At 67.3% G+C, this 16,240-nt stretch carries 22 protein-coding genes; 4 read left to right on the top strand and 18 right to left on the bottom strand.

Annotated elements, in window-relative coordinates; translation table 11 throughout:
• Positions 1–101: 101 nt before the first annotated feature.
• From ACFZ8E_RS24815 to ACFZ8E_RS24825, 3 genes are all read right to left on the bottom strand, one after another.
• Entirely contained in the window at positions 102–338 is a 237-nt protein-coding gene (locus ACFZ8E_RS24815) for a hypothetical protein (RefSeq protein WP_092044225.1), read from the bottom strand.
• 416 nt (positions 339–754) lie between these two features.
• Positions 755–1,465, bottom strand: a complete 711-nt coding sequence (locus ACFZ8E_RS24820) for a hypothetical protein (RefSeq protein ID WP_405044084.1) — start codon at positions 1,463–1,465, stop codon at positions 755–757.
• A gap of 89 nt (positions 1,466–1,554) precedes the next feature.
• Positions 1,555–2,906 (bottom strand): IS3-like element ISMex16 family transposase gene (locus ACFZ8E_RS24825; RefSeq protein WP_405041759.1). Its coding sequence is split into 2 segments (ribosomal slippage): positions 1,555–2,570 and positions 2,570–2,906, totalling 1,353 coding nucleotides; the frame shifts between segments, so codons are not numbered across the junction.
• Between the two features lie 85 nt (positions 2,907–2,991).
• Here ACFZ8E_RS24825 and ACFZ8E_RS24830 point away from each other — a divergent pair.
• The 4 genes from ACFZ8E_RS24830 to ACFZ8E_RS24845 all read left to right on the top strand — a co-directional run bounded on the left by ACFZ8E_RS24830 (position 2,992) and on the right by ACFZ8E_RS24845 (position 5,729).
• Positions 2,992–3,699 carry an ADP-ribosylglycohydrolase family protein gene (locus ACFZ8E_RS24830; RefSeq protein ID WP_405044449.1) on the top strand — a complete coding sequence of 236 codons (708 nt, stop codon included), beginning with the start codon at positions 2,992–2,994 and terminating at the stop codon, positions 3,697–3,699.
• A 573-nt stretch (positions 3,700–4,272) separates the two neighbouring features.
• Positions 4,273–4,731 carry a hypothetical protein gene (locus tag ACFZ8E_RS24835; protein ID WP_405044085.1) on the top strand — a complete coding sequence of 153 codons (459 nt, stop codon included), beginning with the start codon at positions 4,273–4,275 and terminating at the stop codon, positions 4,729–4,731.
• 43 nt (positions 4,732–4,774) lie between these two features.
• On the top strand, positions 4,775–5,227 hold the full coding sequence (locus ACFZ8E_RS24840) for a hypothetical protein (RefSeq protein ID WP_405044087.1): 453 nt from the start codon (positions 4,775–4,777) through the stop codon (positions 5,225–5,227).
• Positions 5,178–5,729 carry a hypothetical protein gene (locus ACFZ8E_RS24845; RefSeq protein WP_405044088.1) on the top strand — a complete coding sequence of 184 codons (552 nt, stop codon included), beginning with the start codon at positions 5,178–5,180 and terminating at the stop codon, positions 5,727–5,729. The genes ACFZ8E_RS24840 and ACFZ8E_RS24845 overlap by 50 nt, the downstream gene beginning before the upstream one ends.
• Here ACFZ8E_RS24845 and ACFZ8E_RS24850 read toward each other — a convergent pair.
• The 15 genes from ACFZ8E_RS24850 to ACFZ8E_RS24920 all read right to left on the bottom strand — a co-directional run bounded on the left by ACFZ8E_RS24850 (position 5,695) and on the right by ACFZ8E_RS24920 (position 16,224).
• On the bottom strand, positions 5,695–6,378 hold the full coding sequence (locus ACFZ8E_RS24850) for a hypothetical protein (protein ID WP_405044089.1): 684 nt from the start codon (positions 6,376–6,378) through the stop codon (positions 5,695–5,697). The two genes, ACFZ8E_RS24845 and ACFZ8E_RS24850, sit on opposite strands and share 35 nt — an antisense overlap.
• Before the next feature lie 644 nt (positions 6,379–7,022).
• On the bottom strand, positions 7,023–8,225 hold the full coding sequence (locus ACFZ8E_RS24855) for a tyrosine-type recombinase/integrase (protein WP_405044090.1): 1,203 nt from the start codon (positions 8,223–8,225) through the stop codon (positions 7,023–7,025).
• 217 nt (positions 8,226–8,442) lie between these two features.
• The gene (locus ACFZ8E_RS24860) at positions 8,443–8,820 is read right to left on the bottom strand and encodes a hypothetical protein (protein ID WP_405044091.1); all 378 of its coding nucleotides are present in this window, start codon (positions 8,818–8,820) and stop codon (positions 8,443–8,445) included.
• Complete coding sequence (locus tag ACFZ8E_RS24865) at positions 8,817–9,170, bottom strand: hypothetical protein (protein WP_405044092.1); 354 nt, start codon at positions 9,168–9,170, stop codon at positions 8,817–8,819. Before ACFZ8E_RS24865 ends, ACFZ8E_RS24860 begins: the two co-directional genes overlap by 4 nt.
• Positions 9,167–10,141, bottom strand: coding sequence for a DUF5131 family protein (locus ACFZ8E_RS24870; protein WP_405044094.1), 975 nt, complete (start codon positions 10,139–10,141; stop codon positions 9,167–9,169). Before ACFZ8E_RS24870 ends, ACFZ8E_RS24865 begins: the two co-directional genes overlap by 4 nt.
• Positions 10,134–10,577 (bottom strand): hypothetical protein, encoded by a 444-nt coding sequence (locus ACFZ8E_RS24875; RefSeq protein WP_405044095.1) that lies wholly within the window; start codon positions 10,575–10,577, stop codon positions 10,134–10,136. The genes ACFZ8E_RS24870 and ACFZ8E_RS24875 overlap by 8 nt, the downstream gene beginning before the upstream one ends.
• A 4-nt stretch (positions 10,578–10,581) precedes the next feature.
• Positions 10,582–11,475, bottom strand: a complete 894-nt coding sequence (locus ACFZ8E_RS24880) for a DNA cytosine methyltransferase (protein ID WP_405044096.1) — start codon at positions 11,473–11,475, stop codon at positions 10,582–10,584.
• Complete coding sequence (locus ACFZ8E_RS24885; RefSeq protein WP_405044097.1) at positions 11,472–11,975, bottom strand: zinc-finger-containing protein; 504 nt, start codon at positions 11,973–11,975, stop codon at positions 11,472–11,474. Before ACFZ8E_RS24885 ends, ACFZ8E_RS24880 begins: the two co-directional genes overlap by 4 nt.
• Positions 11,968–12,309 (bottom strand): hypothetical protein, encoded by a 342-nt coding sequence (locus tag ACFZ8E_RS24890; RefSeq protein WP_405044098.1) that lies wholly within the window; start codon positions 12,307–12,309, stop codon positions 11,968–11,970. Before ACFZ8E_RS24890 ends, ACFZ8E_RS24885 begins: the two co-directional genes overlap by 8 nt.
• 2 nt (positions 12,310–12,311) lie before the next feature.
• The gene (locus ACFZ8E_RS24895) at positions 12,312–12,956 is read right to left on the bottom strand and encodes a hypothetical protein (RefSeq protein WP_405044099.1); all 645 of its coding nucleotides are present in this window, start codon (positions 12,954–12,956) and stop codon (positions 12,312–12,314) included.
• The gene (locus tag ACFZ8E_RS24900; RefSeq protein WP_405044101.1) at positions 12,953–13,672 is read right to left on the bottom strand and encodes a YqaJ viral recombinase family protein; all 720 of its coding nucleotides are present in this window, start codon (positions 13,670–13,672) and stop codon (positions 12,953–12,955) included. Before ACFZ8E_RS24900 ends, ACFZ8E_RS24895 begins: the two co-directional genes overlap by 4 nt.
• A gap of 5 nt (positions 13,673–13,677) precedes the next feature.
• Complete coding sequence (locus ACFZ8E_RS24905) at positions 13,678–14,985, bottom strand: AAA family ATPase (RefSeq protein WP_405044102.1); 1,308 nt, start codon at positions 14,983–14,985, stop codon at positions 13,678–13,680.
• 5 nt (positions 14,986–14,990) lie between these two features.
• Positions 14,991–15,329, bottom strand: coding sequence for a hypothetical protein (locus tag ACFZ8E_RS24910; RefSeq protein ID WP_405044104.1), 339 nt, complete (start codon positions 15,327–15,329; stop codon positions 14,991–14,993).
• Entirely contained in the window at positions 15,326–15,964 is a 639-nt protein-coding gene (locus ACFZ8E_RS24915) for a hypothetical protein (protein WP_405044106.1), read from the bottom strand. Before ACFZ8E_RS24915 ends, ACFZ8E_RS24910 begins: the two co-directional genes overlap by 4 nt.
• Positions 15,961–16,224, bottom strand: a complete 264-nt coding sequence (locus ACFZ8E_RS24920; protein WP_405044107.1) for a hypothetical protein — start codon at positions 16,222–16,224, stop codon at positions 15,961–15,963. The genes ACFZ8E_RS24915 and ACFZ8E_RS24920 overlap by 4 nt, the downstream gene beginning before the upstream one ends.
• Positions 16,225–16,240 lie beyond the last annotated feature (16 nt).

The raw sequence follows: 16,240 nt of genomic DNA on the forward strand, positions 1-16,240 counted from the left end.
CGCGGAGCGCGTCAGGTAGGTGCGAGGCAAACGGTCTCCCTCGGCATGTCGGTCGTCCAGGGCGGAGGCCCCCGTGACGGGGCCTCCGGATGCGTCGGCGGTCACATGCCGCGGTTCATCATCATCCGCTTCTTCATCATGCGGCGCTTCATCATTTGCTTCCGCATCATGCGCTTCTTCATCATCATCCGGTCACCATGCATCATGCGGACCTGGGTGACGCCGCTCTCGGACTGAAGGCCGTTGACGGACATCGGTGCGGCGGTGGCGGAACCGGCCGCGAGGGCGATGCCGCCCAGGGCGGTCAGCGCGGTCAGGGCTAGCGTGAGCTTCTTCATGGGATATCTCCTGCGGAGGTGAATTTCTTGTTCCACCTTCAGGACAACAATATCATTCTCCTATTGTTCCGCATCAGAAGAGATCATCTTTTCGGTTTTATTATAATTTGACAATATTCATCGCATGCTGAAACCAAGGCTTCGAGCACGGGAACGACGGGAACGAACTCTCGTCGAGCACTGCTACGGGATCGGTCGGCGATAAGTTTCGGGCTCATCGCGCCGCCCGGATCGGACCTTTCGAGGTCATGCAAGCGGTGGTAGATTTCCGTGGATCCGACGGAGATCAGAAGCAGGATCTCCGTCGGGCCGGCGCACGTCGAACCGGCATCGTCGCATCAGGATCACCCGTCGCGTGGCACCGTCCACCCTGGCCTTTTGCGCTTCGTACCAGGATCAGTGCACCCGATTGCGCACTACGGCAGGGTGATTGCCTCACGCGGCTCCGTGATGGTGCTGCCGTTCCTCTCGGCGCGGAAGCGCTTGCCCATCTCGTAGGCTTGCTTGCGCGAGCGCATGATGCCGCCGAGGGGCCGGTGCGCGGCGAGCCCGTGCCAGGGGCTGAACGACAGGCCGTCGTCGACCGCGCTCGACCGGGCCTCGCTCCAGGCCGTCTGCGGCTTCACCCGGATCCGCGCCACGGTCTGGTACAGACTCTCGCTCTCGGGCCAGACCGTGGCGGCGTTCTCGACCGGCATATCTTCGAGGCCGGTGCAGAGCTGCGCCCTGACCTCCCAGAGCCCGCCATTCGCACGGAAGAACTCGACGACCGCCTCCCGTATGGCGTTCGGGCCTCCGTCCACCTGCAAGGCCTTGTCGGTCAAGGCCGTCAGTTCGGGCGCGACCGGCGCTACGCACAACTTGGCGACGTAATCGCCGAAGCGCACGGGAACCTGACTGTAGAAGGTCTCGCCGAGGATGTGGGTCTCGGGCTGGCCGCCCATCGTCGCGACGGTGGCGTTGGGCGCACCAGTGGTCGAGACGATAAGATCCTGCACGCCACGCATCGCACCCGATACGACCTTCTTGAAGCCCTGCACCTTGTCGGTCGTAGCCGCAAGCAGCTTCAGGGTGGCGAGGAAGGCTTTCGGTGTCGGCGCGCCGAAGGCGGGTCCGTTGACTAGCACGAGGTCCTGGGTGACTGTCCGTCGTCAGATGATTTGGGACATTCAGCGGTGTTCAGGAGCGGAGGCTCTGGTTCATCTGGGGTAAGAGGTTAGGCAGCCTGCGCGTGGTGGCGCAAGCGGCGATCCATCAGGGTCTGGCGCTTGATGCGTTCCCGCTCGGCCAGGATCCCTTCGCCGCGTCCGAAGTAGACGTCGGCGGGCGTGAGGTTGCTCAGGCTCTCATGGGCTCGGGCATGGTTGTAGTGTTCGACGAAGTCGGCAACCTGCGTCTCCAACTCGCCGGGCAAGTACGCGTGTTCGAGCAGGATGCGGTTCTTGAGTGTCTGATGCCAACGCTCGATCTTGCCCTGCGTTTGCGGATGGCATGGCGCACCGCGGATGTGGGTCATGCCCCGAATGCCGAGCCAGTCAGCCAGGTCGCTGGCGACGTAGCTTGGACCGTTGTCGGAGAGCAGGCGTGGCCGCGGCATCACCCGCGCCTGATCGAGCCCAGCCGCACCCAGCGCCAGGTCGAGCGTGGCGGTGACGTCGCTGGCCTGCATCGTCGTGCACAGCTTCCAGGCGACGATGTAGCGTGAGAAGTCGTCCAGGACCGTCGACAGGTAGTACCAGCCCCAGCCAACGACCTTCAAGTAGGTGAAGTCCGTCTGCCAAAGCTGGTTGGGCGCGGTGGTTTTATCGCGGAACTCGTCGGCGGCCTTGATGACGATATAGGCCGGGCTGGTGATCAGGTTCTGAGACTTGAGCAACCGGTAGACGGTCGCTTCCGAGACGAAGTAGCGCCGCTCGTCGGTGAAGCGCACCGCCAGCTCACGCGGACTGAGTTCAGGCTGCTCCAGAGCCAAGGCAACGATCTGCTCGCGGATCTCTGCAGGTAGACGGTTCCAGACCCGGCTCGGCTGCGAAGGATGGTCATTCAACGCCTCGGGGCCGCCGCGCTGGTAGGCGTCGTACCAGCGGTAGAACGTCGAGCGCGTGATGCCGAGCTTGTCCAGGGTGGCACGCACCGGCAGGTGGGATTGCTCGACCAGCCGGATGATCTCCAGCTTCTCGGGGGCCGGGTACCTCATGCCTCGTCGCCCCCAGCCCCGCTCATGCTTTTTTTAAGCAAACGGTTCTCCAGGACGAGATCAGCTACGACCTCCTTCAGCGCCCCCGCTTCGCGACGGAGATCCCGCACCTCATCCGTGGTGGCCGCACGAGACGTGTCACCGGACAGGCGCTTCTTGCCAGCCTCCAGGAACTCCTTGGACCAGCCGTAGTACATCGAGGCGGCAATCCCCTCACGTCGGCACAACTCCGCGATGCTGTCCTCGCCACGCAAGCCTTCCAGCACCACACGGATCTTCTCCTCGGACGAGAACTGCCGACGTGTGGCCCGACGGATGTCCTTGATCACCGCTTCTGCCGGCTTCTTGGCCGGTCCGGATGTCTGCTTCATCTTCGCTCCTCAGGGGCTACGATGAACCAGCCATCCTCCGTTCGTGAAGACCCTCATTCTGTCCCACAGGTGCTGACGTCGGACAATCGCGCACCCGGAATTCGATGCCACCGATCTGATGACCCGTTTCGTCGCCTGGGCCGAGCAGGGCGAATACTCCTGCACCGGCGCCTGCTTCGACATCGGCATCGTGACCCGGAACTCGCTGGGCCACTTCCGGCGGACCGGCAACCCGTTCGCGGGCTCGTCGGCTCCCGACCGCGCCGGCAACGGCTCGCTGATGCGGGTCGCACCGGTGGCGCTGCGAGCGCTCCACGACGATGTCCTCGCCGCGCGGATTGCCCGGCACCAGAGCTGCACCACCCATGCTTCCACCGAGGCCGTCGAGGCCTGCGACCTGTTCGTGCGGATCCTGCGCGAGGCAATCCTGGGTGCGGGCAAGGAGGCGCTCCGATCCCGCCCCTGGGAGGGAGCATCGAAGATCCAGGCCATCGCTGCAGGCGCCTGGCGTGGGAAACCCCGGGGGGAAATCCGCTCAACCGGTTACGTCGTCGACACCCTGGAGGCGGCGCTGTGGTGCACGGAGCAGGCCGAGGGTTTCGAGGAGGCGCTGGTGCTTGCCGTCAACCTGGCGGGCGACGCCGATACCGTCGGTGCCGTCACGGGCCAGGTCGCCGGCGCGGTGTTCGGGGCTTCGACCATTCCGCAGCGCTGGCTCGCCCCCCTGGCGTGGCGCAACCAGCTGGAGAGCCTCGCCTCGCAGCTCATCAGACTGGCCAGCCCCTCTACGTGAGCGTCGCTACTTCGCTATTGTCTGAACGTCCGGGTTCTCCAGGGAAGCGTTACAGGAGCACGAGCCAGCAGGCGACGTCAACCTCCCCTCGAAAGATCACATCTGGGTGTCTTTGTAGTTGACCGTCACAAGCCTCAGTTTTTTATGGCAAATTCCCCCCGGTACTTGGAAAACGCCAGTGCAAACGCGACCAATAAAAGGCCGAATTTCTCATCAGACTTCTGCTGTACTGCTCAACATTCTTGCCGATACTTGATCCAAGCCTGCCGCAGGATCTGCGCCGCATCGCCCGATTGGTCGTCCTGCGTGTTGGTGAATGCACCAAACCCTCTCGCCCGGTCTCAGATACATCCGTGTCATCCGGGGTCAGAAAGTTACCCACATCCGTATGTTGACGGATCCGTTATCATAGTGTTTTGTAGATCTACGGATCGCTCAGCGGAGAAGATTAGGATGACTTTTGAGACGACCAGCCAGTACGTCGAGGCCCTGGCCCAAGATCCCACGCTGGCCATCCTACCGCTCCAGATGGTGGCAGATCACCGGGGTAGGACCCGCGCCGCCGTGGACCGGATGGTCCGCATCGGCCAGCTCGAGGAGATCCGGATCGACGGCAACCGGTACGTCCGGGCCTCGAGCCTCTTCGGCCGCCAGCAGGTTCGCGAACAACAGATCGAAACCGTCCGCGCCTTCCTCGAGAAGCACGTCCGCGAGCAGACCCACGGCGCCCGCGAGCCGCTGACCTACGAGCCGGTCATGGCCTTGGTCGGCCTGTCGCCGTCGATCCCGGCGGACCGGACCATCATCGGGGGGATCCTCGGCGCGATCCTGGAGCGGACCTGGGCGGAGCATCGCATTCTGCTGACGGTCATCGTCCATCGGAAGACGCAAGGCCGGACCCGCCCCGGTCCTGGCTTCTTTGCCATCGCGGAGACGCTCAGCGGCCTTGAGCCCTGGGCGAGCAACGACGAGCTCGTCGAGCGCGAAACAGCGAAGGTCTGGGCCTTCTACGCGGCCAACCCGCTCGCCTGATTACCCTGACGGCATTCCAGCCCATCAACCCGGAGGACGCGCCGTGAAGATCGACCTGACCAAGTGCTCGGTGGCCCAGCTCGAGACGCTGATGGACAACGCCCGGAGATCGGACAAGCTGGACGCGCCGGACGCCTACAGGGCCGCGGCCGTCGAGCTCTTCCGGCGCCGCGGCAGCGACTACACCGATCCCGTCGTCGCCGGGTGCTGGGGGGCCATCGCCCTGCTCGAGCGCTGTCGCTACGAGAAGACCGGCAAGCGCCTCAGGTCGACCTACAGCGTGCGCTCCATGCACCGGAACGGCGAGATCGCTTTTATGACCGACTGCGCCCGCGGCAAGACCCAGGGCACCGGGTTCGCGCTGCTCGTCGAGGCCGGCCTCGGCACCTGCACCGTCGAGTACATCGTCGCGACCAACCCAAACCGCTTCCCCCAGGATGCTGTCCTTGCTGCCCGAGCCCGCCTTGCCGAACACGGCGTGGCGCTCCCCGGTTGAGGCTGCCCGGATGCTCAACACTCCCGCGGCCGATCCCCTCGCCACTCTATCGGCCGGTCCGATCTTGTGGTTTGCGGACTGGCCCACCAACGCAGTTGCAGTCCCCCGTTCCGGATCGGCCGTCTACACGGTGTGGGATCGGGCTGACGCCTTCCTCTACGTCGGCATGTCGGGCCGCTCGTCCACGGCGACGGGCTCAGGTCCATTCGGACGACTGAACAGCCACGCGGGCGGGCGCCGCAGTGGCGATCAGTTCAACGTCTACATCTCGGACCGCTTCGTGCTGCCGCGCGTCCACAACCGCATCCCGGAGATCGCCGCCGGCGTGCTGTCCCTCGACAAGCTGACCCGGGACTACATCCGCGCCGAGCTGGGCTTCCGGGTCACGGCACTCCCGAGCCCGGCGGACGCCTTCACGCTCGAGCGACAGCTACAACGAGGCGAATGGGCTGCGGGCCGTCCGATCCTCAACCCGTTGCTGGAAGATCCACCGACGAGCTGACGACCGCGGATGCGCCTAAGGTGGAATTCAGCGGCATGCAAAGGGCAGGCGGAAGACCGGGTTGGTCGCTCGGGTTCGGGCTCGGCTCGTATGACAACCCCAGGTGAAGGTCGGTGAGCAGCTCCGCGCGGAACGCCTCGCCCCGCAAATGGCGGTGCACGACGTCGCTGGTCAGTGCGAATTCGTCCGTCAGGATGACTAGGAAGTTGCGTTCGTAGGGACCACCCTTCCAAGCCTTGTCCTTGCGGCGGACGCGATCCTGCAGCGCGTCGACGAGCTGCTCCCCCGTCCACATCAGGAACTGCTCCCTGCCTTTCAGGGAGGCTTTCAAGGTCTTCTGGTCGATCAACTCGGTGACCTCGACTCCGCACCACCGGGCATCGATCCAGCCTTCACAATCAGGCGGATCTTCGCCGCCGACGCGGGATCGGAGATCACGGACTTGGTGACCGGCCGCCTCCAGAATCAGGCCAGCGTTGACCCGTTCGGCCACGGCCCGATCGGCACAGCCAGTCCAGAAGCCTTGCCACGGGCGACACGTCTCCAATGCCTCGACGAAGGCGGCCTCGATCTCGTCCTCGTCACCAAGCGCTCCTCCCCGACCTTGTCTGGCGACCTTGGTCCAGATGAACTGCCAAGTGGGCACCATCAAAAGGGGCTGCGAAAATACGGGCTCCGAGCTAAGTAGCCGATTTGTCTGAGTTTTCTCTCGAAAATATGGGATTGCAGATGTCGAGGAGTGCTCCTGAAATGCGAGCACATCCTCAGGTGCCTTCCTAGGCCAAGGAGAAGCCCGCACACGGCGTTCGCGCAAAAACGGCGACCTGTGACCACTCACACGCTGACGGGCCTCCACGGGCACCAGTTTCGCTCTGGAGGGCTGTCCGGTCGAACCAACTCCTACTCCGCAAAAACCCTTGTAGCAGTTGCCGCTGATCTCGACGGACCTGGAGTAGTTGTTCGTGTCGTTGCCGGACCATCTCTGACTTCCACCCCCCACACGCAGAGGGACGATCCACTCGGGGCTGACGATCGATAGGATTTGACGAAGGGTCGCTGGCTCCTGCACCCCATATGCACCCCAGAACGGCAATCGGGGGTGCAGAGACTCGCTAAACCATTGATTTCATGGTGGGCGGTGAGGGACTCGAACCCCCGACCCTCTCCGTGTAAAGGAATGGCCCTTACTGGCCGTAGAGCGCCGCTCCCTTCGCGGATCGCCATTCCAGGCCATAAAGGGACATTCTGAGCCCTCGTTCCTGGGGAGTTTCTGGGGAGATGTTCCCCGGGTGTTCACCGCCGCCTCGCGGAGACGGCCTCGACCACGCCCCGCATGTGCTCCGGCGCATGGTGGCCATAGACGTCGCGCACAATCCGCTCGGTGGTGCCGAGGGCGAGCGCGACCATCCCGAACGACACGCCCTCGCGCACGGCCCACGTGGCAAACGTGTGCCGCAGGATGTGGGGTGTCACCTCCTCGCCGAGCCCGGCGGCGAGGCGCGCCGTATTCCAAGCGCGGCGTAGGCGCTCGAGCGGCGCCCCCTCGAACTCGATGACATGCGAGACGCTCTGCCCCTTCCAGCGCCGCATGTGCGCCTGCAGCCGGTTCGAGAGCGGGACGGGCGTGCGCCGCTTCGAGCTCTCCCCCTCCCCTTGCCCGCGCCGGTAGAGGATGCCGCCCCGCAGGTCGACGTAGCCGCCTTCGGTGGTCGGGAGCCACTTCAGCCGCAGGATCGCCTCGTGCCGGGTGCCGGTGTAGAGGCCGGTCAGGATGAAGCGGGCGACGTGCCGGCTCTTGTCGAACTCGGCCCGCAGCTTCCCGTCTGGGCCGATCACACGCGGGCGGCGCCAGATCGGTGTTCCTGGCGGGTCGTTCGCCACGTTGCGGAAGCCGAGGGCCGCCAGGATCAGGCGTGCCGCCTCTGATCGCGACAGCCAGCGCTCGCGGCTCGGCTTCTTGTCCGGCATGGCGATGACGACGGGGTAGAGCAGGCGGTGCTCGGCATGGGCGTAGCCGATCGCGGCCGAGAGTACGCCGAGCTCGCGGAGCGCCGTCTGCGAGCCGACGCGCGGCACCTCGTCGATGGTCGCAAACCGGTAGCCGGGCCCGACTTTGTAGCGCGCCTGGGGCTGGGCCGTGCGCCAAGTCGCATATGCCCGGCACACGTTCGGGGTCAGGTCGGCCACCATCTTGCCGGCGAAGAACTGGCCGAGGTGCGGGTTGGCCGACTTCACGACGTCCGGCCGCGCCGTGTGGGGCGCGTGCTCGTCCGTGTAGACCTTCAGGACGTCGAGGACCGAGACGCGAGCGGGATCACCCTTGCCGAAGTCGGGTTTGTATTTTCGCGCGAGGTGCTCTTGGAGCTTTTGCTCAGCCTGCGCGTGCTCTCCATAAGCGCAGCCAGTGCCGACGTCTGGCTGTCCGCTGTCGCGGATGAGCCACCGGTCGTCCTTGCGCGAGTAGTAGAGGCGCGCTCCCTTGGCGGGACGAGGCATTTCCGAGCCATCCGCTTGATGTCGCCGAGCGTGGTGTGAATCCGCCCGAACAGTTCGTAGGTGACCAACCGATCACGCTCGGCCTCGCGCCGCAAGGATTTCGCGGACACGGACGAGACGATGCCGTGCGCCATGGCGACCTCCGCCGCGATGCTCAGGGGCATCATGGTCTCGTCGGTGACCTCGGATCGATCGGGGATGCGGAGGCTTCGAGGCATCAGCGTGGCCCCACCTGCGGTCTCGGCTCCACGGCTCGCATCTCCACAGGGCCGCGGATCACTATCCCCGCGCGCCCGCCGAACGTGACCCGATCTCCCATTCGGATCTGATCCCGGTCGAACGGCCCGACCATACGCATGTTCGCGATGATGGCCCCGTCGCCAAAGCACAGCGCTGCGGAACAGGGCTGCCCCATCCACCCGTTCGCAACGATGGGGGTGTCGCCCAGCAAGGCCAGAGCGATGGCGTTCACCGAACGCTGCTGGATCAGCAGCGGCCAGAGATCGTCGCGGTAGGCTTCAATGACGTTGGCGGTCAGGACGGCGGAGCAGGCAAGGCCGGCCGCAGTGCCGAGAATGAAGGATCGGACGCTCATGCTGCCCTCCCCGTGCTTGTCGCTTCGGTCGGCCGCACGCCTTGCTCGGCCAGCGCCTCGAGGTCCGGAATCATCTCGGCCACGATCTCGGATCGCGCGTAGGTCCAGCCTGGGAGGCAGGTGTGGAAGTAGTGGCCGCGGCGCCCGTTCACGCGGGCGAAACCGGGCAGGTTCGCCCACGTCTCCCACCACTCGCCCCGGCGCGGGCGGACGAGGTCTACATGCGCAACGGCGCGCGCGCCCATCGTGGACGGGTCGGCGATCGCCGCGCGGAGGGCGACGGCCGCCTCGCGGGCGCGCTGGCGCTCCTCGGCCGTCGGCGGCGGGAGCGGCTTCGGGGCCCGGCTCACGTCTGCACCTCCGGCATCCCGTTGTGCTCGACGCCGTCGAGGAGGCGGCCGGCGGCCTTCTTGCCGACGCGTGAGACGACGGTCGGGTGCTGACCGGCGTGGAGGCCTTCCCGATCGCGCTGCAGGCAGAAGTCGCGCGTGTGCGGCCCGCTCACACCGTCGCGGTAGATGATCCGGTGCTCGGTGCGCTCGAACGCGGGCCCGAAGGCGCTGCCGTCCTGCCACTCGCCGTTCTGCTTGTGGTGGTACGGCACGCCGGCCTTGGCGCACTGGTCGCGGATCGATCGGAACCAGTCCGGGTGCGACGGCCGCGCCTTGTGCGCGCCCTGGTCGGTCTCGCCGCCGGTGATCACCCAATCGATGCGCTCGATGGCGCAGTCCTTCAGCGCGTTACGGATGACCCGGTGGCCGCTGACGATCCCGTAGTCGATCCAGGTGAAGTCGATCGGCCCAAGCAGCGGTTCGGCCGAGACGAAGGTGAAGGCCGGATAGAGGTCGCGCGCGGCGTCGAGCAGGTGCCGCACGTTCCGGTTCGCGACCTCCTGGTTCTCGCACGTCGCGCCGAGTGCTGCGTTGTCCGGCAGCCCGCCGACGGCCTCTGCCATCGCCACCGCGTTCTGCGGCCGCTTCGACAACAGCAGGTGCACGAGGTTCGGCGTCTCGCGCATCACCGCGAACCACTCACGCCGGATGCCTGGATCAGCCGCGTTGTCCCACGGGTCGCAGAGCGACGGGAACACGCTGATGATCTTGCCGGCGGCCTTCGCCTCCCGGTCCCATTTCGCGAGGTTGCGCCAGTAGGACTCGCTGGTACGCGCGCGCTCGCCGTGCGGCCCCCACTCGACGCGGCCGAGGCGGGTGTCCATCAGGTGCGCGGCGTAGCAGCCGTCGCACGCCGGGCTGATCTTCGTGCAGCCGATCCAAGGCGACCAGGTCCGGTCGCACCAGGAGATGCCGGTGGTCTCAGCCACGGGCGACTCCCGTCGCGAGGGCGGCAAGGTAGGCCGGCGTGTCTTCGAACCGCATGTTGCGGCAGGTGATGAAGCTCTCGCTGGGCGCGACCTCGCGCATGATCGAAGCGGTTCCTGCGTCCCGCCAGGCCGGGCCCATGCGGACCGTCCCATCCGGCCGCCGGTAGAAGTTGCGGTATTCCCCGAGGTCGGGCGGCCCGGGGCGCGTATCGACGGCCAATGCGCCCGGGTCCGCTCGATAGATGAAGGGCGCCGGGATCGGATCGCCGGGCTTCAGCGGTTCGCCGTCCGGGCCGGAGTAGCTCTCCGGCTCGGGTCCGCAGCAGCCCTCATGGATGAGGCCTTCGTTCACGTCCTCGTAGACGGGGTCGCCGTCCTTGAACGCGTGTCCGCAGGCGAAGCAGTGCTCGCGCGTGATGGTGCTGGTCTCGGCCATGGGGCTACTCCGCTGCGAAGAGGTCGGGCATCGCGGCTTCCGCCGGGATGGGGCGCTGGGCGCGCGGTTTGGCGCTCCGCTTCTCGTTGGCCTTGCCGCGCATCAGGCCGGCAAGATCGGGTCTGGCCTTGAGCGCTCGCTGGAAGGCGTCGAACCCACCGAAGCCGCCGTCCTCGAGGATCCGGCAGAACTGATCGAGCACGGGCTGGCCGTCCGGGGTCAGCATCGTGGTGATGCCGATCACGTTCTCCATCACCATCGTCTTCGGATTCAGCCCGACGATGAACCGAGCGAAGTCGAAAACGAGGGAGGACCGCGGGTCCATCACGTCCCGCTTGCCGGCGGTGCTGTAGCCCTGGCAGGGCGGGCCGCCGGCGACGCAGTCGAGCTCGCCGCGCTTCATGCCGATATCCGACAGGATGCGCTCCGCCGTGAGCTTCCGGACGTCTCCGAAGAAGATGTGCGAGACGCCCGGGGTGCTGGTCGGCTCGTTCTTGATCCAGCCGGAGCCAGCCAGTCCGGAGCCTTGCCGGACGGTGTCGGCGAGGCTGCGTCCACCCTTCGTCTTCGACCGCTCCATGGATCGGTTGAGCCGATCCTTGTCCGCGGGCTCGACGTAGTGGATCTCCACCTGGCCCCATCGGCACAGGTTCAACATGAACGTCGTGACCGCGTACGGATCGTTCTCGACGGCGGCCACAACCTCGAAGCCCGCCTGGATGAAGCCGAGCGTTATGCCTCCGCAGCCGGCGAAGAAATCCATGGCCTTCGGGCGACGGCTCGAACGGATCTGCGCCTCGGCCGCTGCGGACGGCAGGAACAGGCCGGATGGTGAGCGGATGAAGTCGCGAGACGGCGCGGTGGCCAATCCCTCGGCGATCGGTGCGTGAGCATTCATGCCGCCGCCCTCGCCTTCTTCGCCGAGCGCGAACCCGGGCGGGTCTGCGCCCACGCACGGATCTCGGGGTACGTGACGCGGTTGAGCGCGCGGTAGGCCTCGCGGCACTGCTCCAGCGTGAACATGCCGGTGTGGCAGGTGTCGCGCGTCAGCCCCATGCGCTCGGCCAGGAAGCCGTAGACCCGGCTGCGGGCGACCTTGCGGATGAACTTGCGATCCTCGTCGCCCTTCGGCCGGTAATCGACGGTCCGGTCCGCCGTCTTCCACAGCGGGTCGATGCGGTTCCGATGCAGGAGCATGCGGGCCTCGCGCAGGCCTGCGTCGGCCGGCGTCCCCAGCGGGTTCTCGGTGCCGGGGTGGCAGCCGACATAGGTGTCCTCGCAGATCGCGCAGGCCCAGATCGGCTTGTCGGCGAGGTCTGGGCGGTGCGGGTAGATCTCGCGGCCGTCCGTGAGGCGGGCCGGGGTATCGCAGGCGGGGCAGATCGGGGCGTTAGACATGGGCGAAGCTTGCACCGCTCGTCACCGCCCGCTCGCCATCCGGGATGGTAAGGTTCACCGCGGCGACCAAGTCTGCGTCCCGGCGCTCGACGAGCTCGGCGAGCTTGGTCAGGTTGCCACCGCAGATGTCCTTGTAGGCGACCCAGATCTGAGGCCCGCGGATGTTCATGTCGTCGAGGCTCAACAGGAACATGAAGTCCTGCGGCGAAGGCAGGTGCTTGGCTGCCGCCATGATGACGGTGAGCGCACCCGGGTTGCCCTCGCTGAGGGTGTAGAGCCCGTCCGGGTCGCCAAGCCTAAAGCGCTTGCGCTGGGTGCTGATACGATCGGCCATGGCTATGCCGCCTCGCTGTTCGGGATGTCGCCGGGGAACGTCTCCTCGTCGCGCGCGTCGGCGTCGTCGAGCAGCCGGTCGAGGTCGCCGCGGATCTCGCCCAGCGCTTCGACCTGGCGAGGCGTCAGGCGATCGGTCCAGGCGGCATAGGCCTCGCGACCGAGGCGGGCCTTGTCGCGGGCGACGTCGAACAGCGACGGCTTCGGGGCGCCTGTCGGTGTGGTCGGTTCCTTCCCCGGCGCCGGGCCGCGATCGCCGCGCAGGGGGTCGATCCGATGCGGCTTGCGGCTGCCCTTCTTGTCGGTGAGCGCCATCGTGATGGTGGCGTCGATGTCCGACATATGGCTGATCCGGATGCCGCCGACATCGACGCCGCCGAACCGAACCTTGTCGTCCCGGTAGAGCGTCATGCGGCGGCCGGCGTAGGCGTTGCCGTCGTTGCCCCAGACCCGGACGAGGACACGCCGCATCGACAGGCCCGGCTTGTAGGGCTTGCCGTTGTCGCCCTCGAAGAACACCGCGATCGGCTGCTCGGGGCTGTTGGTCTGCGAGACCTTCGTGACCGTGATCGTGCGCGGGCCGCCGATCAGGTCGTCGGCGTTCATCTGGTCGCTCTTCGGAGCGATGGTGCGTGAAAGGTCGGTCAAAGCACGATCTCCCGGTTGATGCGCGGGGTCGGGACGGCCTTCGACTTGGCGATGGCGTGGAGGTAGCGGTCGTGGGCCTCGGCCAGCCGCCGCTCGAAGTCGCCGGCGGCCTCCTCGATCGCGGCCTGGATCTTCTCGTCGGGGTAGGCGCGGATCACCGCCATCGGCAGGCCGCCGGAGTACGAGACGAGGTCGCACCAGTCGCGCTCGGCCACGAGGAGGCCGGTCTGGATCTGGATCAGGTAGTCGGCCGGGATCGACCCCTCGGCGACGTGCACGACGAAGGTCTCGATCTGGTACTTCTGGCGCCGCGACTTGCACTCGACGAGGCCGTCGGTGCCGACGATCGCGTCCGGCGAGTAGCCGAGCGTGAAGCCCCATTTGTCGTTGGTGATGAAGCCGACGGCCTCGGTCTCGGCGTAGTGCTTGGCGTAGATGGCCAGCGCCTCGAACTCGTCCTCCTGCCCGCGCAGCATGTCGTCGCCGACATAGTGGGGCTCGACGTGCTTCGTGATGCGCTGGGCCAAGAGCTCGTAGAGGTGCGCGCGCTCCTTCTCGTTCTTCGCCGCCTTGAAGGTCGGCGTGATGATCAGCTTCATCTCGCTCGCGGTGAGCATGCCGCACCGAGCCGCCAGCCACTCATCGGTGCCCTGGAAGAGGTCGGTGTGGATGCGGACCGAGGACGGCGCCCGGCCCGCGTTGGCGATCATTTCCATGGTGGTCACTCCGCGGCTGCGACGAGCATGGTGCCGCGCACCGCGCCGTCTTCGATGACGATGGCGGCCGACCGGCCGGACTGAACGACCTCGATCCAGACCTGGTAGTCCGAGGCCTGGGCCATCTCGGCGAGGATCCGCATGGCCTCCTCGTCGAGGAGCGATCCGTCCTGGACGCGGATCACGCGGAGCTTCGGGTTCGCGGCCATGGCGATCGCGACGGAGGTCCGCAGCTGCTCGGCGCTCGACGCCTGGTCGAACGGCACGCCGTCCAGCAGGATCTCGTCGTCGCCGAAACCGATGCCCGGCACCGGCAGGTCGGCCTTCGCGATCGCCTCGCGCTTGGCCGCGGTGCGCTCGTCCATCGCCTTCGTCAGGGCGGCGGACGTGGCCTCGGCTTCCGCGGCTTTGGTCTCGATGGCGGCACGCTGCTCGCGGCGCGCGACCAGGGCATTGACGCGGCCGGCGTCGGCGATGCGCGCCCGAAGGGCGGCCGTGTCGATGGGCTCGGGGAGCGCGGTGGCCGCCGTAAGCCTCTCCCGGATCTCGCGGGCCGAAGCGTCCTCCTGCTCGGCGCGGGCGTCGAGCTCGTCGGCTTCGCGCCGCAGGCTGATCGCCTTGGTGCGGTACTCGACGGCGGTCTGCACGAAGGCGGAGATCGCCTGCTCGGCCTGGGCTCGCCGACCCTTGCGGCGTTCCAAGTCGGTGTTGTGCTCGCCGGCCTGCTCCATCTCCGCGACGAGCGCCGCGTCGTCGACACGTTCGGCCGGCGCGTCGGCCGGGATCTCGATGCCGGCGGCCTGCGAGCGAAGCGTCCGCGCATCCCGGTTCACCTCGGTGCGCTTGTCGAAATCGACCTTGTTCGCCTTCTCGATGGCCGCGAAGTCGACGCCGGGGACGAAGCGTTTCAGCGCCTCCATCTGCGCCTTGCCGTCCATCCGGGTGAAGGCGAGCGGATCGAACGACAGGGCGCCGAGGAGCGCGTCGAGCATCTTCTGCGGGGACGGGTAGCGGGCGCCCTCCTCGCTCTCGACGACGAGCGTGGTGGTGAAGGTCTCGTCCTCGCGCTTCGTGAAGGTGCGCACGACCTTGATCTCGCCGAGGTCGAGCCGGATGCGGGCCTTGTTCTCGCCCTTGCGGATCGGCACCGCCTGGATGTGCGTGGTGCCCGAGAGCGCCCACCAGATCGCGTCGAGGACGGAGCTCTTGCCCTGCCCGTTCCGCCCGGTGATCTCGACGATGTTGCCGTCGGGCTCGATCGACACGGCGCGCAGCCGCTTCACGTTCTCGGCCTGCAGTTGAACGATCTTCATGGGGGCTACTCCGCAGCGTCGGGAAGGCGGCCGCGGTTCATCCGCTCGGCCTGCTGGCGGCTCTCGGCGCGGACGGCCGCGACGTGATGGGGGTCGAGGGGCGCGGCGATCGCGGGCGCCGGGACGCCGCAGCCGGCGTTGATGGCGGCGGCCACGAGGTCCACGAGCGCTTGATCGGAGGCTGCCGAGCCGCTGGGCGTCAGCACCGCGAACACCTTCCCGTCGGCGTCGACGAGGGCGCGCAGGATGCCCTCGCCGGATCGCACCGGGGTGCGGACGCCAAGGGTGGTAAGCCGCTGGCGGCGAGCGGCAGCTGCGAGGCTGGCGTTGGTGTAGGCGCTCACGACCGCGCCCCCCTCGTCTGCCGCGCCTTCGCGGCCCGGACATGCGCCAGAACCGGCACGTCGGCTGGCAGCGTTTCGGGCCGGTCGTAGGCGGCGAAGCGATCGGCGGCGTGCTTGGCGGTGGCGAGCAGGTTGATGCTGGTCTCGCCGTCGCCGATCGCGACCGCCGTCATGGCGGACTGGATGCCGGCGGCCAGGACCGTGAAGCCGGCGCGTAGGCGGCGGTTCTCCGCGACGCAGGCGCCGACGAGCTGCGCCTCAAGGCGGGCGCCGGCGGTCTCGTTCCAGCGCGCGAGCTCGGCACGCAACTCGCCGTAGGTCGTGCGGCCCGCCTTCCGAAGCGCCATGTCGACGACGTCCTCGACGGTGTTCGCCTCTGGGTCGGCCGGCTGGGCCGCGTCGATCCCGAGGAAGCGGACGAGGTCGGACCAAGTCGCGAAGGCGTAGACGTAGTGCCGGAAGGGCTCCGGAAGGGTCTCGATCTGGGCGCGGACCGAGAGCGCCCATTCCTGGTCGCTCTTGTCGAGGTACAGACCGGCCATCTCGACGCCGTCGAGGGTGACGCAGAAGTGGTCCGGCAGGACCGTGGGGACCAGCGCGTAGGCCGGCCGCGTGAGGGCGTGAAACTCGCTCATGCCGCCACCTGCTGGCGCTGCAGCCGGGACAGGACGTCCTCGAGGAGCGCCGAGACGGATCGGGCGGTGCGCGCCAGGTCCTCGATGTGCTGCGGGTCACTCTCGGCGAGCGTCGCGATGCTGGCCGCGGCGGCGAGCTCGCTCGCGGCCCGGTAGGCGGAGAGCAGGTCGCGCTTGCACGCCGATTCCGCGCCGATGAACTGCCCGTAGGCGATGGAGCGCGCGACGTGGTCGTCTGCGGTTGGGGAGCGCTGGGTCACGCGAGGGGGTCCTTGT

This window comes from Methylobacterium sp. HMF5984, from assembly GCF_045033435.1.
Lineage (GTDB): Bacteria > Pseudomonadota > Alphaproteobacteria > Rhizobiales > Beijerinckiaceae > Methylobacterium.

Bases quoted from the DNA above. Each gene is read 5' to 3' on its own strand.
- ACFZ8E_RS24815 (WP_092044225.1), bottom strand. From the start codon at position 338: ATGAAGAAGCTCACGCTAGCCCTGACCGCGCTGACCGCCCTGGGCGGC.
- ACFZ8E_RS24835 (WP_405044085.1), top strand. From the start codon at position 4,273: ATGGTCCGCATCGGCCAGCTCGAGGAGATCCGGATCGACGGCAACCGG.
- ACFZ8E_RS24850 (WP_405044089.1), bottom strand. From the start codon at position 6,378: ATGGTGCCCACTTGGCAGTTCATCTGGACCAAGGTCGCCAGACAAGGT.
- ACFZ8E_RS24855 (WP_405044090.1), bottom strand. From the start codon at position 8,225: ATGCCTCGTCCCGCCAAGGGAGCGCGCCTCTACTACTCGCGCAAGGAC.
- ACFZ8E_RS24860 (WP_405044091.1), bottom strand. From the start codon at position 8,820: ATGAGCGTCCGATCCTTCATTCTCGGCACTGCGGCCGGCCTTGCCTGC.
- ACFZ8E_RS24875 (WP_405044095.1), bottom strand. From the start codon at position 10,577: ATGGCCGAGACCAGCACCATCACGCGCGAGCACTGCTTCGCCTGCGGA.
- ACFZ8E_RS24880 (WP_405044096.1), bottom strand. From the start codon at position 11,475: ATGAATGCTCACGCACCGATCGCCGAGGGATTGGCCACCGCGCCGTCT.
- ACFZ8E_RS24885 (WP_405044097.1), bottom strand. From the start codon at position 11,975: ATGTCTAACGCCCCGATCTGCCCCGCCTGCGATACCCCGGCCCGCCTC.
- ACFZ8E_RS24890 (WP_405044098.1), bottom strand. From the start codon at position 12,309: ATGGCCGATCGTATCAGCACCCAGCGCAAGCGCTTTAGGCTTGGCGAC.
- ACFZ8E_RS24900 (WP_405044101.1), bottom strand. From the start codon at position 13,672: ATGGAAATGATCGCCAACGCGGGCCGGGCGCCGTCCTCGGTCCGCATC.
- ACFZ8E_RS24905 (WP_405044102.1), bottom strand. From the start codon at position 14,985: ATGAAGATCGTTCAACTGCAGGCCGAGAACGTGAAGCGGCTGCGCGCC.
- ACFZ8E_RS24915 (WP_405044106.1), bottom strand. From the start codon at position 15,964: ATGAGCGAGTTTCACGCCCTCACGCGGCCGGCCTACGCGCTGGTCCCC.